The sequence below is a fragment of the Pseudophaeobacter sp. 1A09344 genome, assembly GCF_041008745.1.
Lineage (GTDB): Bacteria > Pseudomonadota > Alphaproteobacteria > Rhodobacterales > Rhodobacteraceae > Phycobacter > Phycobacter gallaeciensis_A.
This window is the reverse complement of record NZ_JAXGFS010000002.1, coordinates 49,134-72,895: the sequence shown is the minus strand read 5'-3', so window position 1 is coordinate 72,895 and position 23,762 is coordinate 49,134. Positions and strand designations below refer to the sequence as shown.

The window sequence follows — 23,762 nt, the reverse complement described above, 5'->3', positions numbered from 1 at the left end:
TAAGGCGGGCTGGGTCCGCTCTGGCCTTCATTCTTGAAAGGAGCCGCCATGGTTGAGAGCAAAGCCCATGAAAGCGATATGGTCTGGATGTCGGGCAGCTACAGCGCCCGGGACCTGCACCTGAAACGGGCCATCGTGCGCGAAGGGTTGAGCAAGCTGACCGAAACCACGGTCGCGTTTCAGTCCAAGAACAAGGCGGTCAAACTGGAAGAGATCGTCGGCCAGACCCTGAATTTGCATGTGACAACGGCAGATGGAAGCGACCAGAAGTTTTCCGGCCTGTGCATCTCGGTTGAAAACATGGGGTTCCGGGATGGCTATGGTCACTATATAGCTGAGGTCCGGCCCTGGTTCTGGTTGTTGACGCGCACCTCTGACAGCCGGGTGTTCCAGAACCTGTCGGCGGTCGACATCATCAAGCAGATCTTTAGCGAATATGGTTTTAGCGATTTTCGCGACCGGCTCAGCGATTCATACGAAAAGCGGGAATACTGCCTGCAATACCGGGAAACGGACTACGCCTTTCTGTGCCGCCTGATGGAAGAGGAAGGCATTTATTTCTACTTTGACAGCAATAAGGACAAGAATTCTGCCGAAAGCCTTGTGTTGTGCGACGGGATCAGCGGGCATTCCCCGATCAACGGCTCATCGACCATCGAATTCCATGCCCGCGATGATCGCGATCGCCGCCGCGAGGATCACATTGCCGAATGGACGCGCGAGGAAACGCTGACCCGAGGCAAGGTGACGCTGAATGATTTCGATTTCACCTCACCCATGGCGGATCTCAAGGTCAATAACTCGATCACCCGCGGCAATCACAGCCACAAGGATTACGAGGTCTACGACTATCAGGGCCATCACCGCAAAGACACCGGCCTAGGCGGAAAACTGGCCCGGGTACGGATGGAAGCCGAAGCGATAGCTCATAAACGCTGGCGCGGTGCCTCCAGCGTGCGCACCCTTGGCACTGGTGGAACCTTTACTCTGAAAAACCACCCGGACAGTGACGCCAATGGCGAATATCTGGTGGTGGATACGATCCACTATCTGCAGGTGGCAGGGGATTACAACGAAAGGGAAGACCGCAAGAGCGACGCTGCCAAAGAGGGCGAGATGCGGCGGGACGTGAAACCCCGCAACATGGATTTCCCCGAAGAGGTCGCAGGCGACGCCTATGCTTCGACCTTTTCCGCGATCGAAAAGCAGGAACAGTTCCGCGCCCCGCTGGTGACGCCCTGGCCCGAGGTGCCGGGCCTTCAGACCGCGACGGTTGTCGGGCAAAGCGGCGAGGAAATCTGGACCGATGAATATGGCCGCATCAAGGTTCAGTTTCACTGGGACAGGGAGGGCAAGAAGAACGAAACCGCCTGTTGTTTCGTGCGCGTCGTCACGCCCTGGTCTGGTAAGAACTGGGGCATGGTGGCAGTGCCGCGTATCGGTCAGGAGGTGGTGATCCAGTTTGAGGACGGCAATCCGGACCGCCCGATCTGCACCGGAATGCTCTATAATTCCGACACAATGCCACCCTACAAATATCCCGACGATCAGACGCAGCTGGGGATCAAGACCAACTCGTCCAAGGGCGGCGGCGGCTATAACGAGCTGATGTTCGAGGACAAGGCCGGCGAGGAGCTGATGCGTGTTCAGGCGCAGAAGGATCACCAGATGCTGGTCAAGGATCGCTCAGCAGTGACGGTGGGGCTGGATGCGCCTGATCCGGATGCGCCGGGCACGGACGAGAAAAGTTTTGCGATGACCATCAAGCAGAACATGACAGAAACCGTGAAATCCGGGGATCGCACGGAACTGGTGGAGATGGGTGACAAGTCTGAAACCATCCAGAAGGGCAACATGACCCTTGATGTGGACACGGGTAACCTGACCGAAACGATTGCCAAGGGCAATCACTCCGAAACGGTCTCGCTTGGCAATCTGACCGTGGATGTGACGGCAGGGAAGATCGAGATGTCGGCGGGACAGGAAATCCTGCTCAAGGTGGGGGGATCCTCGGTCAAGATCGACAATTCGGGTGTCACCATCAAGGGCCCGATGATCAAGATCGAAGGCTCCGGCATGGTCGAGGCGAAGGCGCCGATGACTACGGTCAAAGGCGACGCAATGCTGACCCTCAAGGGCGGCCTGACGCTGATCAACTAGGTGGGAACGATGTCGGAAAACTATGATGATCTGAAAAAGCTTCCCGCCGATCCGGTCGCCAAGCTGCTGTCGCGGGCGAATGTTCTGCTGAAGACCCCGTTACAGTCTCCGCCGACCGCAACGGCCCCGGCGGTGCTGAAAGAACTGGCGGACAAGGGCGCTTTGGTGGACCTGTTGCGTCTTCTTGCCGTGCTTTTGCCGCCACGGGAGCGGGTCTGGTGGGCCTGCCTTGCCGCGCGTGATTATATCGGGCCGCGCTCGCCCAAGGATCCGCCGTCACTGACCACCTCCGAAGCCTGGGTTCTGGACCCGAGCGAGGAAAACCGCGATGCGGCGCGCATCACGCTGGACCATGCCTATGTGGATGATGACACGGTCAATTGTGCTCTGGCGGTGCTTTATGCCGATGGCACCTTGGGGCCGGGCGATCTGCGTCAGTATCCCGCGCCGGCCGGGGCCTCCGAGGCGGCCGCTTTTGCCATGAATATGGTAGCGTTGGGCCAATTGTCTGATAGGTTTGAAGAACATGGCCGTGTGTTGGTCGCCCGAGCGCTGGATATTGCGCGCGGCGGCAATGGTCAGGGGGCTGCCACGTCGGCGGCCTCTGAAGAAGTGTAACGAGGAGGTGGTTTGACATGGGAATGCCCCAGGCCCGCGTGACCGATCTGCATGCTTGCATGCTGCCATCGACGCCGCCGCCACCGGTGCTGCCGGTGCCGACACCGATTCTGCCGCCCTGCGCCGTGACCGTTCTGGTCGGTGGCCTGCCTGCTGCCCGGATGAGCGACATGTGCACGGCCGCCCCACCGCATCCGATCATCAAGGGATCGGCGACGGTACTGATCAACAATCTGCCCGCCGCCCGCATTCTGGATAACGCGGCCTGTGGTGGCATGATCACCATGGGGCAGGTGACAGTGATTGTAGGAGGATAATCGCGACTATGGCGGTGACGCTCAAATTTCAGAGCTCGGGAACGATGCCTGGCGATGCGGCGCCGGTGCCGATGCGGGGGGCCAGCCTGACCGTCGGGCGCGGCGCCAGCAATGATATGGTGCTGCCGGATCCCGATCAGATGCTGTCGCGCCATCACTGCGTGATCGAGGATCACAACGGCTCGGTCGTGATCGTCGATCTCAGCTCGAATGGCACCTTTCTGAACTATTCGAAAATCCCGCTTGGCCGCACACCGACGCCGCTCAACAACGGTGATGTGATCTGTATCGGGAATTACGAGTTGGTCATCGAAATCCGCGATGATCTGGCCGAACCGGATGCGGGCATTGCAGCGCCACTGGAGGCGGCACCGATGTCACCCGGTGTGGCCGAGAACGCGCCGGACCCGCTGGCGCTGCTGGACGATGCCGGCCCGGGGCGTGATTTTCTGGATGATCTTCTGGGCGGGTCGGAGCCGACCGGCCCCTCGCAGCTGAACCCGGTAGATCCCATCGACGAATTGCTGCCGCCGATGGGCGAAGATGAAGATCCCTTTTTCCAGAAGGCCAGCGATGGCCGCGAAGGGGAGGGCGCCAGCCTGCCCAGCCATGCCCCCTCGGCGCAGGACAGTTTTTCATCGCCCAGCACGTCATCTTCGGCGCTCATCCCGGATGATTGGGATGATGATTTCCTTTCGGGGATCGAGGGACCTTCCGAGGCGCCGACCCCGCCCGCGGATCCAGCAGTGGCTGCGCCGCCTTCACCCGCCGAGGATATGCCGCCAGCCGCCCCCCCTGCAGAGGACCATCAGCCAGATCCTGCACCAGCGCCACCGCCGCAACACACCGCGCCGGAACCAATAGCCCCGGCTCCGCAACCGGCTGACGCGCCGCCGACTGATCAGACAGCGGCGGCCGCGACATCGGATGCATCTGGCGATCAGATCACGGCGGCCTTCCTGGAAGGGCTCGGCGCCGAAGAGGCCGCCTTGAAAGGCGAAGATCCGGCGACGGCCATGCGCAGGATGGGCCGGGTCATGCACACCCTCATCGCGGGCCTGCGCGAAATCCTGATGACTCGGACCTCGATCAAATCCGAGTTCCGGATCGAACAGACGATGATTTCCGCAGGCGGCAACAACCCGTTGAAATTCTCGATCACGCCGGAACAGGCGATTGAGACCATGCTCCGCCCCGCGACCAAGGGCTACCTGTCGCCGGAAACCGCTGCCGAAGAAGCCTTGCAGGATATCAAGGCGCATGAGGTCGCCATGGTCACCGGCATGGAGGCCGCGCTCAAAGGGGTGCTGGGCCGTCTGGATCCCAAGGCGCTGGAGGCGCAGATCGAGGACAAGGGCGGCCTGAGCGGGATCTTGCGCGGCAAGAAGGCACGCTACTGGGATGTTTACGAACAACTATACGCCGAGATTTCAGATCAGGCGGAAAACGATTTTCACGACCTGTTCAGCCGCGAATTTGCGCGGGCCTACAAGGCTCAGCTGGACCGGTTGAAAGACTGACCCGCGCCCTGCGCGTGGTCCAATTAAAAGGAGAACCCAGTGTCCTGGGACAGTAAAGTGCTTTGGACCGAGGGGCTGTTTCTGCAGCCTCATCATTTCCAGCAGGCCGACCGCTATACCGAGGCGCTTGTCGGCGGGCTGGCGCGGCGTCTTGGCCCCTATACCTGGGGGGTGAACGGGCTTGAGATCGACCACGAAGCGTTGAAAATCGGCCAGTTTGCACTGAAGTCCTGCGAGGGGCTGACCCATGATGGCACGGTGTTCCGGGTGCCTATGGCCGATCCGCATCCGCCCGCGATGGAGGTGCCGTCGACGGTCAAGGACTGCGTCGTCTACCTGACCGTGCCGCAACGCCGTCAGGGCGCTGCCGAGGTGGATCTGTCCGGCGCCGAACGCTCGGCCAGCCGGTTGCGTCCCGACACGCAGGAGGTGACCGATGTCACCAGCGCCGAGCGCAAACCGGTGCCTTTGGATGTGGGCAAGATGCGGCTGCAATTCGCGCTTGAGGTCGATGATCTGGCTGACCTGCTGGCCATCCCTGTGGCCCGGATCATCGAAGTGCGCCCTGATCAGGAGATCGTGCTGGATCAGGCCTTCATTCCCTCCTGTCTGGATGTGCGTGCGGCTCCGGCGCTTTCGGGGTTTTTGCGGGAACTCGAAGGGCTTCTCGCGCATCGCATGGAGGCCCTGGCCGGACGTCTGGCCGAAGCCGGAGGCGCCCGCGGCGTGGCGGATGTGTCCGACTTTCTGCTGCTGACGGTGGTCAACCGCACGCTGCCGATGGTGCGCCATCTGCGGCAGATCGAAAACCTGCACCCCGAACGGCTGTTCACACTGCTGACCGGGTTGGCCGGAGAGTTGTCGGTTTTCATGTCTACGGAAAAACAGGCGCCCGAATTCCCCGCCTATACCCATGATAATCTGATGGGCTGTTTCGCACCGGTGATCCGCACCCTGCGGCAGTACCTCAGCTCGGTGCTGGAACAGACCGCGATTTCAATCAAGCTGGAGCCGCGCAAATACGGTATTTCCGTCGGGGTTATCGCGGACCGCAAACTGCTGGGCAATGCCGGGTTTGTCCTGGCGGTCAGCGCCGAGATCCCGGCCGAGGATGTGCGTCGCCACTTTGCCGGTCAGGCCAAGATCGGCCCGGTCGAGGAAATCCGTCAGCTGGTGAACTCCGCGTTGCCAGGGATCACGCTGCGCCCCTTGCCGGTGGCGCCGCGGCAGATCCCCTATCATGCGGGTGTGGTATACTTCGAAATGGATGCCGACAGCCCCTATTGGCGCAAGATGACCACATCCGGTGGCATCGCCGTGCATGTGTCGGGGCAGTATCCCGGGCTCAAGATGGAGCTGTGGGCGATCAGAAACGGGTAGGGCGGTCCGGTACCGGATCGTCATGCGGCGCCCTCAGGGGGCTGCAGAATTGTACAAGGGTGACAGGGTAAAAAGATATGGGTGATTATGACGATCCCTTTGCCGAGCCGGGTGATACCGACAAGACGGTGATCAAGCCCAATCCGGGCGGGCGGCGCGCGACCGCGCCCATGCCAAGCCCGGAACCCTCGGTGCCACCGGCCGAGCCGACGGCAGACCCGGATGCCCCGCCAGCACCTGAGTCCTACGGGGTTCCGCAGGCCGCCGCCGCTGCGCCAAAAGCATCCCCCGGTAAAGCCTCGCAACTGGCGTTGACCGGGATGAACCAGTTGACGGCCTGTGCCGCGACCCTGTTTGCCCTGATCAGCCGTATCCGGAACCGCGCGCAGCACATGGACCCGGACGCTTTGCGCAAAAGCGTCGTGGCCGAGGTGCGCGCCTTTGAAAACCGCGCCTTACAGGCGGGTATTCCAGCGCAGACGGTCAAGGTCGCGCGCTATGCTCTTTGCGCGACGCTGGATGATGTGGTGCTGAACACGCCCTGGGGCGGGCAGTCCAGCTGGGGCCTGCAATCCATGGTGGGCACTTTCCACCGCGAAACCGTGGGGGGGGACCGGTTTTACGACCTGCTTGCACGGCTGGAAAAAGAGCCGGGCGCCAATATCGACATGTTGGAGTTCCTCTACATGTGCATGTCGCTGGGATTTGAAGGTCGTCTGCGCGTCGAACAGGGCGGCAGTGAGAAGCTGATGCAGATCCGCGCGGCGCTGGCCCGGATTATCCGCAATCAGCGCGGGCCGCTGGAATGGGATCTGTCGCCACATTGGGAGGGGGTGAAAAAACCCTTCAAGGCGCTGTCGGCCTGGCGTCTGGTCTGGATCGCGCTAGCGGTGACCGGCGCGCTTCTGGTGTTGCAATATGCCGGCCTTAGCTGGGCCCTATCGAACCAGACCGAGAATGTGTCTGGTCGCCTTGCGATCATAGATTCCGGCCCTGCGGCGCAGCTGGAGCGGCGCGCGCCGCCGCCGCCGCCGCCGCCGCCTGCGCCCACGATCGAAGAACAGGTGGCCAAGGTGTCGGGCTTCCTTGATCCCGAGATCAAGGAAGGCATCGTCGAGGTGTTTCAGAAGGGCAACCTGCTGATCATCCGGCTGGCGGGATCCGGCATGTTCGGCTCTGGCTCTGACAAGCTTTCCGATGCTTTCAAGGGGCCGGTCAACCGTCTGGCCGAGTCGCTGAACGATGAAAAGGGCAAGGTCATCGTCGTCGGCCACTCCGATAATATCCCGATCCGCTCCTCCCGGTTCCCGTCAAACATGGCGTTGTCGCTGGCCCGCGCCAAATCGGTGATGGCGGGAATGGCCGAAGTGATGACAGATCCTGACCGCCTATCTGCAGAAGGCCGGGCTGATAAGGAACCTATTGCCGACAATGGCACCCGTGAAGGCCGGGCCAAGAACCGCCGGATTGAAATCCTTCTGGTGCAGGAGATTGACGAATGATCCGCCGCTATATTCTGCCGCTGTTCAGATCCCTCTATTTCGTGCTGATCCTGCTGGCGGCCGGTCTGTCGGCCTGCGTGTGGTATTTCGCGCCTTTCATCGGCTCGGAGGATTGGCGCCCCTTTGACAGCATCCTGTCGCGCGGCATTACCATCGGCGTGATCTGGGTGGTGATCCTGATGATCATCGGTCTGGTTTTCTGGCGCCGTCGCCGCCGGGATCGCCAGATGACCGAAGACATGGCCGAGGCCACGGAGGTGCCGGAAGAGGACGATGTTCTGGCCGAGGAAATCGGTGAATTGCGCGGCAAGTTCAAACAGGCCATGGCCGAATTGCGCAAGTCCAAGAACGGGCGCCGTCACCTCAGGGATCTGCCCTGGTACGTGATGATCGGCCCGCCCGGCGCCGGTAAGACCACTGCGATTGTCAATTCCGGCCTGCAGTTTCCCCTGGCGGACAAGATGGGCAAGGCCGCGATTGGCGGCGTCGGCGGCACCCGCAATTGCGATTGGTGGTTCACCAATGAGGCGGTGCTGATCGATACCGCCGGACGCTATACCACGCAGGAAAGCGATGCGGATGCGGATAATGCCGCCTGGCTGGGCTTTCTTGGCTTGCTGAAAAAGTACCGCAAACGTCAGCCGATCAACGGAGCGATCATCGCGATTTCCCTGTCGGACCTGTCTCTGCAGGATGAGATCACCCAGAAATCCCACGCCCAAGCCGTACGCCGCCGCCTGTCCGAGCTGCGCGAGAAACTCGGCGTGCGGTTTCCCGTCTATGTGTTGTTCACCAAGGCTGATCTCATCGCGGGGTTTCAGGAGTATTTCGATGCCCTGGGCAAGGAAGAGCGCGAACAGGTCTGGGGTTTCACCCTGCCGCTGCCCAAGGGCAAGAAAGAGGCTGCCCCAATTGCAGGCTTTGACGAAGAATTTGCAGCCCTTCTGGGGCAATTGAACGCGCAGCTGTTGGAGAAGATGCAGGGCGAAAGCGATCACCAGCGGCGGGCGCTGGTGGCGGGTTTTCCGGGGCAGGTGGCCTCGATGCGCCGCGTGGCGCGCGATTTCCTGACCGAAGTCTTTCAGGATAACCGCTATGATCAGCGTCAGATGCTGCGCGGGGTCTATTTCACATCGGGCACCCAGGAAGGCACGCCGATCGACCGGCTGATGCTGGGTATGGCGCAGACCTTCGGCATTGGCCGTCAGGCCATCGGAACAGGGCAGGGCAGTGGGCGATCCTACTTTCTGACCCGCCTGTTCGAAGGGGTAATGTTCCCCGAGGCCGGGCTTGTCTCTGCCGATGACAAGGTTGAGCGCCGCTATCGCTGGACCCGCCGCGCCGCCATAGCCGCCACTGTGATCTTTGCCTCGGTGACCGGGGCGCTTTGGGTGAATTCCTATCTGAAGAACGCCGCCTTGATCGAACAGGCCGCCGGGCAGGCCGCAGCCTATCAGGCGGCCGCGGCCGAACTGCCGCCCAGCCCGGTGGGCGATACCGATCTGGTGCCGGTTGCCGCTGCGCTGAACCTGCTGCGTGACATGCCCGGCAACCCGGTTCTGTCGGATCCGGAGCCGGAGCGCGCCATGACCTATGGTCTTTATCAGGGTGAGGTGATCGGAACAGAGGTGGCGCAGACCTATCGCGCCGCGCTGAACCAGCGGCTGCTGCCCCGTCTTCTGGTCCGGCTGGAGGAGCAGATCAGCGCCAATATGAACAACCCGGATGTTCTCTATGAGGCGCTGAAGATCTACCTGATGCTGGGGCTTCAGGGGCCGATGAATCCCGATCTGGTCAAGGAGTGGATGCAGCTTGACTGGGAATCGGTGGCCTACCCCGGAACGGTGCGGGCGCAGCTGCGGGCGGATCTGATGGATCACCTGACGGCGATGCTGTCCCAGCCGATGACAGAAATCGCGCTGAATGGTCCGCTGGTGGAGCAGGCCCAGAATATCCTGTCGGAAATGCCTCTGGCGCAACGGGTCTACAATGGCATCATCAATTCGAACACTGCCACCAGCCTGCCGAAATGGCGGCTGACCGATATCGGCGGGCCTTCGGTGAAACGGGTGTTGGTGCGCAGCTCCGGCAAGCCACTGAACGAGGGTGTCGAGGGCATTTTTACCTATGACGGGTTTCACAACGTCTTCCTGCCCGAAGCGGTGAGCGTGTCCGAACGTGTCCAGCGCGAAGTCTGGGTGCTGGGCGACCGCGGCGGTGAGCAAATCCAGAGCGAAGCCGCGCTTCTTGCGCTCAGCCGGGATGTGCTCGACCTTTATTACAACGACTATATCACCCGGTATGATCAGGTGCTGGGGGATGTGGACATCGTGCCGCTGGAAAGCCTCAGCCATGCGGTCGAGGTGACCAATGTGCTGTCCGGACCGACCTCTCCGATCACCAATATCCTGACGGCGGTCAGCCAGGAGACCAGCCTGGCGGAGGACCGCTCGCAACTGAACACGGAATCCCTGGGCGAAGGCGTGTCGCAGGTGGCGGCCATCGAAACCCGGTCCAGCCTGTCTATCCAAGGACAAATCCTGCTTGAGGCACTTGTCAGCTCGGCATCGACTGCCTCGGGCGAGCCGCCAAAGCCACCGGGTGCCTATGTGCAGGACCGATTCCAGTGGCTGCACGATCTGGTGGACCGCCCCGAAGGGCAGCCCTCGCGGCTGGACGACCTCATGGTCTCTCTGCAACTCGTGTATCAGGAGCTGAACAAGATGTCGTTCAGCGGCGTGACCTCGGGCGAAAGCGGGCAGGCCCTACTGCAGTTCCAGCAAACGGCCTCGCGGATCGACGGGCCGGTGCAACGCTGGGCCATGCAGATCTCGACGGGCTCTTCCGGCATTACCTCGGAAGGAACCCGCGCATCGATCAATGCCCGCTGGCAGGCCTCGGTTCTGCCCTTCTGCGAAAAGGCGCTGGATAACCGCTATCCCTTCAACCGGCGCGCCCGTGCCGATGTGGCGATGGTGGATTTTGCAAAACTGTTTGCGCCGGGCGGGCTGATCGACAGTTTCTTTGACGAGAACCTGCTGAAATATGTCGATACCCGCAGCCGTCCGTGGACCTGGAAACGCGTCAATGATGTCGACCTGGGGATCAGCCAAGCGGTGCTGGAACAGATGCAGTATGCCGCTGAAATCCGCGATGCCTTCTTTGCCGGGGGCGACACGCCGGTGGTCCAGTTCCAGATCACCCCCAAGGCGCTGGATTCAAAGGCCAAGGAGGTGCTGCTTGAGATCGACGGCACGCAGGTGTCCTATAATCACCGGATGGGACAGCCCACGCCGGTTGCAGTGACCTGGCCGGGGACGGTCGGCCTGGCGCGGATCACCCTTTTGCCGGACAAGCGCAATATTGAAAACGTTCTGTCGCGGGATGGGCCCTGGGCCTGGTTCCGGTTGCTGGACGCCGCCGAGGTACGCCGGACCAACGTCACAGACCGGCGGCGGGTGAACTTCCGGGTTGGTGGGCGTCTGGCCCTGTTCGAGCTGCAATCGGGATCGGTCGTCAATCCCTTTGCCCTGCCGGCGATGGCAAAATTCAGCTGCCCGAAGTCGATGTGATGGAGGCAGGATTCGGAGCCTTCGGCAAGATGCCCTCGGTCGGGGATTTTTTCCGGATCAACATGCCGGGCGGTTTTGTCCGCCTGTGGGATGGCTGGCTGCAGCAGGTGCTGCTGGCCGGGCAAAGCGCCTATGGCACCGCCTTTGATCGCAGCTATATGTCGGCGCCGATCTGGCGATTTTCATTACCTGCGGGCCTTGCCGGGCCGGAAAAGCTGACGGGGGTTCTGATGCCCTCGGTTGACCGGGTTGGCCGCCGGTTTCCGCTGACACTGGTGGCGCCTCTGGCCACGCCGGGGCCTGCGGCGCTGGATCATTTCACCGACACAAAGCTGTTTGAGCAGCTTGAGGCGATTGCCCTGGATGCATTGGAGGACAGCATGACACAGGACAAATTATCCGCAGCCCTTGGCGCGGTGCAGCCGCCCGCCATGCGCGCGGTGGCGCCGCTGCGCACATCGGGGAACACGCTGGTACTGACCGGCGCTGGTCAGACGGAGGATCTACCGAACACCGTGGCGGCAGCCCTGCTGGACAGCCGCGCTGCTGATACCAGCATCTGGACAGCGGTTCTGGACAGCGGCCCACGCATGATGATGTGTCCGGGCCTGCCGCAAGGCGGGGCTGCAATGGGTCTATTCGATCTTACAGCCCCCATCTGGCAGGAGGCCCGGCCGCTATGAACCCGATGCATCCCTATCGCTATGCCGTTCAGACCCATGTCGGGCTGCAACGCAAGGTCAACGAAGACGCGGTGCTGGCGCTACCGGACCATGACATCTGGCTGGTTGCAGATGGGATGGGGGGCCATGACGCGGGCGATTATGCCAGCCGCCTGATCGCGGATTCCGCCGCGATGATCCCCGGTGGGCTGGACCCGGCGGCCAAGATGCACGCCCTGCGCGATGCCCTTCAAAGTGCCCACCGCGCCATCCAGGCCGAGGCCACGGCGCGGGGGGGCGGCACCATTGGTGCAACCGTTGCCGCCCTGATCATGGCGCAGGGCCATTTCGCCGGTATCTGGGCCGGCGACAGCCGTATCTACCGGCTCCATGGCGGGCAGATCGACATGCTGACGGCGGATCATTCCGTGGTCGCCGAATATGTCCTCTCCGGCAAGATGAGCTGGGATGAGGCAGACCAGCATCCGCAATCCAATGCCATCACCCGCGCGGTCGGGGTCGGGGAGGATCTGGAACTCGACAAGGTGCGCGGCACCGCTGAAAGCGGCGACAGGTTCCTGATCTGCTCGGATGGGCTGACGAAATATGCCACCTTCTCCATGCTGGAGGATATTCTGTCGAGCACGCCCTTGGAAACCGTCGCCGAGCGGCTGGTGCAGGTCGCACTGACCGGGGGCGGGGCTGACAATATCTCGGTGATCGTCGTCGACGTGCTCTGACGGGCGCCGGTCCGACAGGCCGCAATCAGGGGCGGGCTGTCACCAATATACGGCTGTCCAGCGACAGGATCCGGCTCGCATCCTCTGCCGCGCTTTGCTGCAGCGCTTCGGCAAAACCAACCGCGCTTTCCGATGTGGGACGCATGCCCGCGAACAGCGGTTCCGAGGAATGCAGGACCAGGATACGGCTTTTGCCCAAGGTGCTATCATCCACCTTGAACGCCAGCCCGCCGGTTTCTGCTGCATTCTGCAAATCAAAGGCGACGCGCACGGAAAACGGCCCGATCTCACCATCTCTGAGGTCCGCAATCGCATTCTCGGGACGTCCGATATTGGGCAACAGATGAAAGACGTTGCCAGAGACATCCAGGATTGAAACGGTCAGAAAGCCGTCGGTCATGTCTTCCGGCAGGATCACGTCGATGACCGGATTTTCCCCGACGAAGAACCGCCCCGATGGGTTCGGCGTGCCTTCCCCGCCAAGGGTATAGCTGACCTTTGCCCCGCCCGCAGGCGCCTTGGGCAGGCGTTGCTCTACAACGCAAAGGGCGGGGTTCAGCACTTCGGCGTCCAGACCCACCTTGCGATCACCCGCGATGGCGCGCAACGCATCGAACAGAGCAACCCGGGTTGATGTTTCCGCCAGCCGCCCGGTGATCACGATGGAATCCTCGGGCGCAAAGTCGCCGGTTCCATCTGTGCCGGACAGTTGCAACGGGCCGCAGTCCTGATGATCAGCGATCACCGACAGGACCTCTTCCCGCGCCAGAACAGGCAGTTTGAAAACGATATCGACCGCGCCGTCCAGTGCTCCCGGCAGCCCATCTGCAAACCGTGCGTTCAACGACGCCGCCAGTTCGGCATCCTGCGTCACGCCGCTCAGTCTGCCTTGATTGTTGCTGACGGCAAGGCGCCATTCACCGAGTTGATCCAGCGGCGCAATGGTTGCCAGAACATCGTCGCCCCAGCTGTCGGCGATTGCCCCCGACGCCAGCGAGACATCCGTGGTTTCAACCATGTCCTGCAGCGCAGTGAGGCTCGCCTCAGACGGCATGTTCCCGGTTGCGCGGGCCGGAGCGCCTGCGGATTTTTCAATAATCAGCGTGAAAGGTTCGGCAACCGGCAGGGATGGTCCAGTGAGATTGCCAAACAGCCCGGCGAAATAGCCGCCAACGCCCAGACCCAGCACACCTATAAGGAGGATAACCGCCACGAGGCCACCGCGCCCTTTTGCCGGTTTTTCGTCTACCGGAGGCGTCGAGGGCGCAGGTTTTGCTGTTGGCGCTGCGGTCTTCGGAACAATGATCGTGGCTTCTTCCGCCGGGGGTGGAGTGTCTGCCTTGGGCGGCGTACCAGCAGGGCGGGGGTCCGGGTCATCGATATAGGCCAGAACCTCTGCTGCGTTTTGAAACCGGTCCGCAGGATCCGGCGCGCACATGCGGTCGATCAACCCCTTCAAGGGTTCGGGCACACCCGATGTATCCAGCGGCTTCTGCTTGTTTTCCACCACTTCCATGGGGTTTGCGCCCAGCGACGGCGGCGCACCGCGAAAATTCGCCAGCAGCAAGGCGCCAAGCGAGTAGATATCCGACCGGGCGTCGGTTTGCCCGCTCATCTGCTCGGGCGCGGCATAAGAATATTTGCCGGCGAATTCATTACCGACAATCGTCTGTGCACCTGGGTTGGTATCCTTGGCGATGCCGAAATCGATGATCACGGCCTCGGCCGGATCACCGCCGCGCAGGATGATATTGTCCGGGCTCAGATCCCGATGCACGATCTTGCGCGCATGGGCGGCTTGCAGACCCTGAGCCACGCGTTTGCAGATGATCATCAGATCATCGGCAGACATCGGTCCCTGTTTCAGCTTCCGGTCCAGCCCCGGCCCGTCGACGTAATCCATCAGCAGGTAGATATGCCCATCCGGGGTGCGGTGATTTTCCGAATAACGCACCACCGCGTCATGGCGGATTTCGCGGATGTTTTCCTCGCGGGCCATCAGGACCTGAAAGTCCTCGTTGGCAGAGAGTTCCTGTTTGAGAACCTTGATCGCCACCAGATTGCCGGAGATTTCCGAGCGCGCCTTGTAGACATCCGAAGTGCCACCGCGACCCAGCAGCATCTCGATCCGGTAGGTGTTGTTCAGCAGATCACCGGGTTGAAAAATATCACCGGGGCGGGATTCGATCATCTGTCATGTCCCGCCTTGTACCCGCCCGAAGCGACGTTCATCCCTCAGCCCAGAGCCTGGAACTCGACACGGCGGTTTTCATCGGCCCGCGGATCGTTTTCATCAAAGGGTGCGGTTTCCCCCATGCCGATCGCTTTCAGCATGTCCTCGGGAATGCCGCAGGAGCCGATCAGATGGCGCCGAACTTCCTGCGCCCGCAGCAGAGACAGGCGTTCATTGTATTCGGCCGAGCCCGAACTGTCGGTGTGACCGATGATCTGGAACACGGTGCCCTGCATCAGCTTCATCGACTCGCACATATTGGCCAGCTTCGGCTCCTGATCCGCGCGCAGGGCTGCACTGTCGAAATCAAAGGAAATCTGGACGTTGATCTGCGATTGCCGCTCAACCGGGTTATATTCTTCCGCAGCAGCAGCAACGGTGGCCGTTTCCGCAGTGTCGTCGCTCTGCGCCGCAGAGGACGTCGCCGCGTTCGGCACGATGACCAGACCGCGGGTTTTTTGCTTCTTGAAGGCTTGGGTGATTTCTTCGACCGAGGGGCCGTCATCGGCAGACTGGGCCATAGCGTCAGGCGCCTGCAACACACCCAAACTCAGAATACAGGCAGAAATAATGCGAAACCGGACCATAACCTGTCCCTTACGTTGAAAACATATACTGAATAAAAGCCTATACCACACTTGTTGATCTGCCAATGGGCGGCCGCCAACAGCGCTGCAAAAACCCCTAAACTCTGCCCTATCCGCGACGGATGGAATTGAGGGCTTTACGAAGGCCGGTTCAGGGCATTCAATAGGGGCGTAGTATGTTGAGGGTTCTATGCGCGTCGTTTCGGCAGTTATCATCGCGACAGGCATCGTCCTGGCGCCCGTTGTCTGGTTCGGCCTGAGCTGGCTCATGTCTGATGAAGACTATGCAGGCGGGGCCGTCGATTCCACGGCGCGGATCGAACTGGAAATGCTCCGTCAGCAGATCGAGGATCTGCAACTCCGGATGAGTGACCTTCAGACAGAGATTGCGCGCCTGCCCGCGGGAGGAGCAGGCTCCAACGCCCCTTTTCTCCCGGACGCTGACGGCGAACGTCAGATCTGGGAGCAGACCGAAGGCACAGACCTTGATTATGCGCAGGTGGTGCTGATCGCAGACCGGTTGAATGTAAATCGGGGCCTGAACGTGGCCGGGGGCAGGTATCTGTCCGAAAAACTGGGGCGCCCGCGTGAGGATCTGAGCGACAGCTGCCAGCCCATGACAAACCCGGATTTGAAGGAAAAACTGGTCACCGAGCAGGTTGGTCCAATCCGTGTCAGCATGCTGCAGCCCGCGATCGAGAGCCTGCGGATCGTGTTCGAAAACATCCGCAGCGTCGACCCCGACCTCTATTCCCGGATCAACACCGCCGGCGCCCTTTGCGTGCGGCGGATCCGCGGCACGGTGAATTCCCTGTCGACGCACAGCTACGGGCTGGCGGTGGATCTCAATATCGACGGCAAGTTGGATAATTTCACCGATGGCAAAACGCAGCTGGGGCTGACGATCATGGCCGATTTCTTCTTTGATGAAGGCTGGGTCTGGGGGGCCGGTTTTGGCCGCGAAGACAGCATGCATTTCGAAATCAGCCGCCGCCAGCTGGACACCTGGATCGCGGAGGGGCGACTGTAATCAGCCCCGACGGCATCACAGTGAGCGCAGCAGGACCTTGTTAGAGCCAAGCGCCGCAGCGATTTGCTGGTATTGCACAGCTCGGGCGGTCGATTGGGCGGCGGATCTGAGCAGGATCGTCTCCGCCTCCTCAAGCGCAGAAACGGCTGCGGCAGCCGCCTGCCGCTTGCGGGTGGATGCCACCGCCACCAGCGGGCGGGAGGATTTCGTATTGGCATCCGAGTGTTGCACCACTGCGCGCGGGGCCTGCGGATCGCGGTTATCACGCGCGATCTTGCGCAGATTGGCAGCCGTCTCACCTATGGTTTTGCGCGCGTCCTGATACCCGGACAGACCGGACATGCCCTCAGCCAGCTGTTCCATGCGTTCTGCCATGCAATCGACAAGATAGGCCCCGCTGCTGCTGCAGAACTCGGGAATGGCATTCAGCCGCATAACCACTTGCTGCGGCGTCGCAACACGGTTTGCCACCGACAGGCCCGGACTGGTTGTACCCTCACCACCGTAGCTACCCTCACTGCCACCATAGGTGCCTTCGCCTGTGCCCCCGGTTTCCTGCGCCGCAACCGGGCCGACCAGAACAAGCGTCAGGATAACCAGATATCGCAGTACCCGCATGACGTCCTCCCGCTTCCGTTGATTACCCGTCCAACCCATAGGCCCGCCGGATGCCGCGCTGCGTGCCGGGACCGAAATCCCCATCGATCGAGCCTTGGTAAAAATCATTATCTTTCAGCTTGGCCTGCAAAGCCTTGCGCGTTTGATCGGTGAACATCGTCGGCCGCTCGCTGAGCAGTTTCAGAACATCCGAACTGCCGGACCGCAAAGCCGCGTAAAGATACTGCGCCGCGTCTTCGGGGTCCTTGTTGGGGATCAGACCGTCATCGATCAGGGCTGCAAAATTGAACTGGGCCTGCGGATGACGCAGATCCGCGGCCCGCTCAAAGAAGGTCAGGGCCTTTTGCGGATTGGCCGGCAGACCCAGCCCGCCCTGGTAATGCAGGAACCCAAGATCATTGATCGCATCGGCAAAATTCTGATCCGCCGCCGCCCGGTAAAGCGCCAAAGCCTTGGCCGGATCCGGTTCAACACCCGTGCCCCGCTCGTACAGCTTTGCCAGTTCAAACTGCGCTTCGGGAGATCCCGCATCCGCAGCCCGCTGCAAAAATTCAATCGCGGCGGCCGGATCAAACCGGTCCTGGTTTGGGTTGAGCCGGATATAGGCCAGCCCCAGCATCGACCGGGTGTCTCCAAGCTCGGCAAGGGCGAGAAGCTGTTCCTCCTGATCCGGTTTCAGCGCCGCCCAGGCATCCGTGCTACCCGCGCTCTCATTTCCGCCAGCCAGATAGAAGGGCACCCCGGTAAGTGAACCATAGGTATGTGGTTCCTGCAGGTTTCCGGTTTTCTGAAGCACAAGATCGCGGACCTGCCGAAACATCAGGCTGATCTCCAGACCGGGCTGAACCATCTTTTCCATCAGCGCCAGCGCATAGGGGCTGTTCTCTCCCCGGCCATCCAGCGCGACCTGTCCATCCTTGGCGGCAAAGGCCACCAGCGTTCCGCGATCCGGGTTTGCAGGGGCCAGACCTGCACGTTCGGGTGCCGTCGATGCATTCGTTGTTTCCGAAGTGTCTCCCGCCAATGCATCGCCAAGGGGGTTATCGCGGCAGCTGTCCAGGATCACGATGCGCATCTTTCGCGCTTTCTCAACAGCCGCCAAAAGCTGCTTCAGCGAGGCGGACTGGCGCTCTACATCCCTGTTGCTTTGCACCTGAACATCAACCGGGATTAGGAAATTTTCACCCTGCACCTCGACCCCGTGACCGGCAAAATAGATCAAGGCCAGATCGGCAACTTCGGCGCGGAAAGCAAAGCCTTCGAGCATGCGGGTCATGTCTTCGGCACCGACGTCGATGCCAAGGGTCACGTCAAACCCGATCCCCTCCAGGGTTTCCGCCATCCGCAGGGCATCGTTGCGGGTGTTGTCCAGCTTTGGCAGATACTGGTAATCAGCCATCCCCAAGACCAGCGCCGCACGATCAGTCGCGGCCACGCTCGCCACAGGCAGCATTATGGTGGCCAATGTCAAAAGTATTCGAAACACAAAGCTCATGATCGCACCGGGCAAAACTGATTACACATCTTAAGTGTAGCCGTTGCAGACGGTGAAGCAAACGATCAATCCGGAGCCTGCGCGATCTTCGTCCTGATGGATGATATTATCGCGCGGCTCAAACGGGAAACGCCGCCTGGGGCAGGCGGCGTCTTTGTTGTTCAGGCGTTTTGCAAACCGCCGGGAGAGAGTAGTCTTTCCCGCAGACGTTCCAGGGTGACCCCTTTGGCGGCGGCAGGCAGATCGGCCGGTCCGGATTTTTCCACCTGATCCTGGACGCGCTCATAGAATCCCGACAGCCCGGCGAGTGTCTGGATTACCAGATCGAAATCCTGCAATGCACGCAGTTCCGCACTGGTAGGGCGGGTACCACGTTCCATGACCGTGAGAGCAACATCCTCCAGCTCTTGAATTTTGACTTTCAGCTGGTGCATTTCCCAAGATGAAATGGTGCAGAGATCTTTCAGGGCTTTGTCAGGATGGTCCATATCAGAGCCGCCCAACCACTTGTTCGATCGCCTGCTTCATCGTTGCAACCGTGAAGGGTTTGCGGATGATGTTGTTCAGGCCGAGTTTCTTGCCAACTTCGATGATCTCAGGAGTCGGTTTACCCGTCACCAGGATAAACCCGACACGCTGGGTCACCTGATGGCCACGAACCGCTTGCAGCAGGCCAAGACCATCCATGCCGGGCATGTTGTAGTCGGACAAGACCAGGTGCACCGGAGTCTTCGTGATCTTCTGGAACGCGGATTGTCCGTTGTTTTCCACCATGTAGTTCTTGACGCCAAGCTCATCCAAGCATTGCGTCAGAATCCCGCGGCTCGTTGACATGTCGTCCACGACCATGACGCGAAGAGAGTCTTTCAAGCTCATTTGTTTTCCTCGTGTTTCTTCATACTGCTCAGACTATCGGGCATCCCCACCCGATGGTGTGTGAATGTAGGTGGTTATTCCTGCCGTTTTCATATGTTGGGCAGCCGGTCCGGACATTCGTTCGGAATGTCCGATAAACAGGTAGCCTCCGGGAACTAGTGATCGCTGAAACGCCTGCCAGACCTTTTGCTGCGTTGCTGTATCAAAGTAGATGGCCACATTCCGACAGAAAATCGCATCGAATTTTCCCTTAAACGGAAAGGGTTCAATGAGATTCAGCACACCAAGTGTCACCATCGACCGGATGCTTTCAGGTAGACGGCCATCGGCATCAAGTTTTGGCAGGTATTTGCGGTATTCCGCAGGGATCTGCGCAATCTCGTCCGCCGGATATTTGGCAGCCGTTGCCGTTTGCACGACAACCGGATCGATATCAGTGCCCAGGATCTTGAAATCCAGACGGTTCACTTCCGGACACATGTCCTGGATGATCATCGCCAGCGTGTAGGGCTCCTGTCCGTTGGAACATCCTGCCGACCAGATGCGCACCCGTCCGCCTTCTCGTGCCTTCTTGATGAGGTCCGGAAGAACGTCTTTGCGCATCGTTTCAAAATGATGCGGCTCCCGGAAGAACTGCGTCACATTGGTGGTCAGCAGAGACAGCAGGTTGCTGCGCTCCTTGTCGGAATTCGGCCCATTCAGGCGTGCAAGATAATCCTTGAAGTTCAAGACGTTCTGCTTTCGCAGACGACGAGCCAGGCGGGCCGAAACCAGAGGTTTCTTGCTGCTCGACATCGCCAACCCAAAATGCTTGTAGGCGAACTGGGCGATGGCTTCGAAATCCTGATCTGTCAGGGTGAAACCATCTGCCTTGGACTCTATGGGACTTCTTGCGTTCACATCAGCACCTGTTCCGGAACGGAGATAACCGCATCCAGGTTGATGATCCGGACCATGGTGTCATCATGCGAGATGATGCCTTGGATATATTCCATGGTGAATCGGCTATCGACCGGCGGCGTGTCCTGAATATCATCGGGGTTGATCGAGATGATTTCCGAAACGGATTCCGCCAGCAGGCCAACCGGCTTGCCACCGACCGCCACGACGATCACCACGTTACGCTCACTGGCCTCGGTCTGCTCAAGACCGAACCGCGCCGACAGATCATAGATCGGGATCACCGCACCGCGCAGGTTCATGACACCCAGCACGTCCGACGGCGCGTGCGGCAGGATTGTCACCGGCGACCAACGACGGATCTCACGGATCTGGGTGATTTTGAGACAGAAAGCCTGCCCCGCCACAGTGAAGCTCACGAACTCACTGAACTGGGCGTGCTTTACTTCCTGATCGCCAGGCTTGGCTTCAACTTGCGACTGCATTGTTCATTCTCCGATCTGTGTCAAAGGCGGCTGCTGATGGCGAGGCCGCAATAATGCTTTCCGGATCCAGGATCATGGCAATCTTGCCATCTCCGAGAATGGTGGCAGCAGCCACCCCGGCAATCTCCCCACAGACTCCATCCAGGCTCTTGATGACCACCTGCCGCTGGTCGTGGATATCGTCCACCGCCAGGGCGCTGCGCTGTCCCGTTTCCGTTTCAACCAGGAGATAGACTCCGGGCGGTTGGTCATCCTGCTTGCTCAGCCCAAGGGCGCTAGCAACGTCGCAGATCGGGACGAAGTTTCCACGGATCGAAAGCAATGTGCCATCGGCGCCAAGGTTGTTGATCATCTCGTCGCTGCCGCGCATCGTTTCGACGATTGAGGTGATCGGAACCACCATCGTCTGATCCGCAACCGAGACCACCATGCCGTCCATCACCGCCAAGGTCAGCGGCAGGATGATGGTAAAGGTCGAGCCTTTGCCCGGGGTCGAGGTGATGTTGATCCGGCCACCGAGACCCGTCACTGCGTTCTTGACCACATCCATCCCGACGCCACGACCAGACAGGTTTGAAACCTCTTTGGCAGTTGAGAAACCCGGCAGGAACAGAAGGTTGTCAATCTCGCTATCGGTCAGCTCTGCGTTCTCAGGGATCAGGCCCTTGTCGATCGCGATCTGCTTCACACGGGGGCGGTTGACGCCGGCACCGTCGTCCTTGATTTCGATGCAGACACTGCCAGACCGGTGCGACGCCGACAGACGGATTTCGCCAACCCTGTCCTTGCCATTTTCTGCGCGGTCCTCCGGCTTCTCGATCCCGTGATCCACCGCATTGCGCAGAATATGCGTCAGCGGGTCGGACAGGCGTTCGATAACCGTCTTGTCGACTTCGGTGTTTTCGCCCTCGGTGACAAGTTTGCAGGTTTTGTCAGTGGCGCTGGAAGCCTCCCGCACAATCCGGGCCATACGCTGAAACAGCGGCTTGACCGGCTGTGCACGGATCGACATCACGCCTTCCTGGATGTCCCGTGCCAGGTTCTTGAACCCTTCCAGCTCGGTCTCAACATCCCGTACATCGGCGACATCAAGGTTGGCAATCTGCTGCGCCAACATCGAGTGGTTGATGATCAGCTCTCCGACCGCGTTGATAAGCCGGTCCACCCTCTCAAGTTCCACACGCAGAGTCGGTTTGGGACCCCGCTGCTCCGATTTCGCGGCCTCGGCCTTCGGAGATGGTGCTTTGTCACCCGCAGGCGCAGAGTCTGCCTCCGGTGTCAGAGCGGGGGCCGGCTGTTCAAAAGGGGCAGGCGTCGTCTCCCCGTCCTCAATGGACGGAGCCACACCGAATGCAGCGTCCAGCGCAGCAAGGGCCTGCGCATCCGCTTCGGCGTCACCATCGCCTTCGATCGACAGCTCGCACAGGCCTTCGACGAATTCGAAAACGGCCTCTACCTTGTCGCGCGGCTCCGAGGTAATCAGAACCAGATCCCAGGCGATATAGCTTTCGGCGACGTCAATGGCGTCGAAACCGGGCAATTCGGTGTCATCCAGCTTGACCTCAAGCTCACCCAGTTCCTTGAGTGCCTGGAACAGGAAGATGGGTTCATTGCCGGTGCCGTACATCTCCTTCATGGGATGGAAACGGATCCGGTAGGTTTCTTCCTGAGGCACCACGGGAAGATCGATCGCTGCAGGCGCGAAACCTGCGCCGCCCAGGCCCATCGGCTCGAACGTCAGATCTTCTTCCTCTTCGGGAATATATTCGTCCAGCGCCGCGATCAGCACGTTGTGATGCGCTTCGTCGGTTTCGCCGCCATCCCGCGCCGTCGCCACCAGATCACACAGATGGTCACTGGCACGCAGCAGAAGCTGAACAAGCTTTTCGCCCAGCTCCAGACGATTGGTTCGCACCTCGTCGAAAACGGTTTCGAACCTGTGGGCAAAGGCCACCAGTTCATCCAAGCCGAACGCCCCGGCGCCACCCTTGATCGAGTGAACAGCGCGGAAAACGGCGTTGACCACCTCTGGATCACGATCGCCACCTTCGATGGCGGTCAGACCCTCATCCGTCGCTTCAAGGAGTTCTTCGCACTCCTCAAAGAAGGTATCCTGAATCGACCCTGACATCTTACGCCGCAGCTCCGGTGACGCGCTTGAGCGCAAAAATCAAAGACGTGTCATCGAAGGGCTTGGTAATCCAGCCGGTTGCACCCGCATTGCGCGCACGGGTTTTCATTTCCGCGGCACTCTCGGTGGTCAGAACAAGAATCGGCACCTTCGAATTGATACCGTCGCCCCGGAGCTCTTCGATGACACCGAAGCCGTCCAGATTGGGCATGTTGATATCGGTAATCACCACATCCGGCGCGACGTCGGGATACATATCAACGCCTTCACGGCCATCGACCGCGCAGTGATATTCAAAGCCGGCTTCTTCCAGCGTGGCAGCAAGCAGATTCCGAATCGTGCGGGAATCATCAATTGCAAGGACTTTGGTTTTCATGCTGTTTCCTCGTCTTCAAAGCGGTTGGACTCTAAACCCAAAAGCGACAGAGACTTTCGGCACGATTCACTGATGTTTGTGACCGCAAATCCCAATTCTTCGGAACGCCACTGCTGCTCCGCACTCAGCAGAATCTGAAGGCATCGCGAGGGCATCGCCATAACCTTGGAGCAGTCGATTTCTACCGCAGAGGTGCGCGCTCCGCGCAGGAATGCAATCAGCGGATCAAGGTCCGAAAATGCATTCGGAAGGTCTAATAGGTGTTTTTGCGTTTCCGTGGTCATCTTCCGCGATTCGCACCCCCGTTGTTCGGTCACATGTTAGAGTTCGATAGGGTCATTCTTAGGCTCGGGGGTTTAATAATTGATTGCCGCAAAGGCACCGCAACACCCTTTTGCCAGCCCTCAAGCCCTCCGGGGAACGCCGTTTTGCGGACAATTTTACATGCCCGATTCTTCGTTGCGATGAAGAGAGCCATCGCGGCCACACAGTTAGAATCCCTATACGCGCGACAGCGGCAGCATTTCCCGACGCTGCGACCAGAAGGCTTTTTAAAATTC

21 protein-coding genes are annotated in these 23,762 nt (G+C 60.3%); 10 read left to right on the top strand and 11 right to left on the bottom strand.

Annotated features, from left to right (window positions below):
• The first annotated feature begins 48 nt into the window (after nt 1–48).
• The 9 genes from SM765_RS03500 (at nt 49) to SM765_RS03460 (ending at nt 12,471) form a co-directional block, all read left to right on the top strand.
• On the top strand, nt 49–2,160 hold the full coding sequence (locus SM765_RS03500; RefSeq protein ID WP_274837461.1) for a type VI secretion system Vgr family protein: 2,112 nt from the start codon (nt 49–51) through the stop codon (nt 2,158–2,160).
• 9 nt (nt 2,161–2,169) lie between these two features.
• Nucleotides 2,170–2,778: a DUF6931 family protein gene (locus SM765_RS03495; protein ID WP_274830718.1), complete on the top strand. Its 609-nt coding sequence runs from the start codon at nt 2,170–2,172 to the stop codon at nt 2,776–2,778.
• Between the two features lie 17 nt (nt 2,779–2,795).
• Nucleotides 2,796–3,095 carry a PAAR domain-containing protein gene (locus SM765_RS03490; RefSeq protein ID WP_274830717.1) on the top strand — a complete coding sequence of 100 codons (300 nt, stop codon included), beginning with the start codon at nt 2,796–2,798 and terminating at the stop codon, nt 3,093–3,095.
• A gap of 8 nt (nt 3,096–3,103) precedes the next feature.
• Nucleotides 3,104–4,615 carry a type VI secretion system-associated FHA domain protein TagH gene (gene tagH / locus SM765_RS03485; protein WP_274837462.1) on the top strand — a complete coding sequence of 504 codons (1,512 nt, stop codon included), beginning with the start codon at nt 3,104–3,106 and terminating at the stop codon, nt 4,613–4,615.
• Nucleotides 4,616–4,654: 39 nt separating this feature from the next.
• Nucleotides 4,655–5,995 carry a type VI secretion system baseplate subunit TssK gene (gene tssK, locus SM765_RS03480; RefSeq protein ID WP_274834714.1) on the top strand — a complete coding sequence of 447 codons (1,341 nt, stop codon included), beginning with the start codon at nt 4,655–4,657 and terminating at the stop codon, nt 5,993–5,995.
• Between the two features lie 77 nt (nt 5,996–6,072).
• Complete coding sequence (gene icmH / locus SM765_RS03475; protein WP_274834713.1) at nt 6,073–7,497, top strand: type IVB secretion system protein IcmH/DotU; 1,425 nt, start codon at nt 6,073–6,075, stop codon at nt 7,495–7,497.
• Nucleotides 7,494–11,069 carry a type VI secretion system membrane subunit TssM gene (gene tssM, locus SM765_RS03470; RefSeq protein ID WP_274837463.1) on the top strand — a complete coding sequence of 1,192 codons (3,576 nt, stop codon included), beginning with the start codon at nt 7,494–7,496 and terminating at the stop codon, nt 11,067–11,069. The genes icmH and tssM overlap by 4 nt, the downstream gene beginning before the upstream one ends.
• On the top strand, nt 11,069–11,752 hold the full coding sequence (tagF, locus tag SM765_RS03465; protein WP_274830712.1) for a type VI secretion system-associated protein TagF: 684 nt from the start codon (nt 11,069–11,071) through the stop codon (nt 11,750–11,752). The genes tssM and tagF overlap by 1 nt, the downstream gene beginning before the upstream one ends.
• Nucleotides 11,749–12,471 (top strand): PP2C family protein-serine/threonine phosphatase, encoded by a 723-nt coding sequence (locus SM765_RS03460; RefSeq protein ID WP_274837464.1) that lies wholly within the window; start codon nt 11,749–11,751, stop codon nt 12,469–12,471. The genes tagF and SM765_RS03460 overlap by 4 nt, the downstream gene beginning before the upstream one ends.
• Before the next feature lie 25 nt (nt 12,472–12,496).
• Here SM765_RS03460 and SM765_RS03455 read toward each other — a convergent pair whose 3' ends face one another.
• Nucleotides 12,497–14,662, bottom strand: a complete 2,166-nt coding sequence (locus SM765_RS03455) for a serine/threonine protein kinase (RefSeq protein WP_274837465.1) — start codon at nt 14,660–14,662, stop codon at nt 12,497–12,499.
• 44 nt (nt 14,663–14,706) lie between these two features.
• Nucleotides 14,707–15,225 (bottom strand): OmpA family protein, encoded by a 519-nt coding sequence (locus SM765_RS03450; protein ID WP_274830709.1) that lies wholly within the window; start codon nt 15,223–15,225, stop codon nt 14,707–14,709.
• A 256-nt stretch (nt 15,226–15,481) separates the two neighbouring features.
• Here SM765_RS03450 and SM765_RS03445 point away from each other — a divergent pair, with 256 nt between their 5' ends.
• Nucleotides 15,482–16,321: a M15 family metallopeptidase gene (locus tag SM765_RS03445; protein WP_274834032.1), complete on the top strand. Its 840-nt coding sequence runs from the start codon at nt 15,482–15,484 to the stop codon at nt 16,319–16,321.
• A gap of 15 nt (nt 16,322–16,336) precedes the next feature.
• Here the strand turns inward: SM765_RS03445 and SM765_RS03440 are convergent, their stop codons facing one another.
• The 9 genes from SM765_RS03440 to SM765_RS03400 form a co-directional block, all read right to left on the bottom strand.
• Complete coding sequence (locus SM765_RS03440) at nt 16,337–16,939, bottom strand: hypothetical protein (protein WP_274837466.1); 603 nt, start codon at nt 16,937–16,939, stop codon at nt 16,337–16,339.
• A 22-nt stretch (nt 16,940–16,961) separates the two neighbouring features.
• On the bottom strand, nt 16,962–18,434 hold the full coding sequence (locus SM765_RS03435; protein ID WP_368981412.1) for a caspase family protein: 1,473 nt from the start codon (nt 18,432–18,434) through the stop codon (nt 16,962–16,964).
• Nucleotides 18,435–18,595: 161 nt separating this feature from the next.
• Entirely contained in the window at nt 18,596–18,922 is a 327-nt protein-coding gene (locus SM765_RS03430; RefSeq protein WP_274830705.1) for a DUF8776 family protein, read from the bottom strand.
• Between the two features lies 1 nt (nt 18,923).
• Nucleotides 18,924–19,310 (bottom strand): response regulator, encoded by a 387-nt coding sequence (locus SM765_RS03425; protein WP_274830704.1) that lies wholly within the window; start codon nt 19,308–19,310, stop codon nt 18,924–18,926.
• A gap of 33 nt (nt 19,311–19,343) precedes the next feature.
• A complete protein-coding gene (locus tag SM765_RS03420; protein WP_274830703.1) occupies nt 19,344–20,210 on the bottom strand; it encodes a CheR family methyltransferase in 867 nt (288 codons plus the stop codon).
• Nucleotides 20,207–20,695, bottom strand: coding sequence for a chemotaxis protein CheW (locus SM765_RS03415; RefSeq protein ID WP_274830702.1), 489 nt, complete (start codon nt 20,693–20,695; stop codon nt 20,207–20,209). The genes SM765_RS03420 and SM765_RS03415 overlap by 4 nt, the downstream gene beginning before the upstream one ends.
• Nucleotides 20,679–22,826, bottom strand: a complete 2,148-nt coding sequence (locus SM765_RS03410) for a chemotaxis protein CheA (RefSeq protein ID WP_274837468.1) — start codon at nt 22,824–22,826, stop codon at nt 20,679–20,681. The genes SM765_RS03415 and SM765_RS03410 overlap by 17 nt, the downstream gene beginning before the upstream one ends.
• 1 nt (nt 22,827) lies before the next feature.
• A complete protein-coding gene (locus SM765_RS03405) occupies nt 22,828–23,202 on the bottom strand; it encodes a response regulator (RefSeq protein ID WP_274830700.1) in 375 nt (124 codons plus the stop codon).
• Nucleotides 23,199–23,486, bottom strand: a complete 288-nt coding sequence (locus tag SM765_RS03400; RefSeq protein WP_274830699.1) for an STAS domain-containing protein — start codon at nt 23,484–23,486, stop codon at nt 23,199–23,201. The genes SM765_RS03405 and SM765_RS03400 overlap by 4 nt, the downstream gene beginning before the upstream one ends.
• Nucleotides 23,487–23,762: the final 276 nt, after the last annotated feature.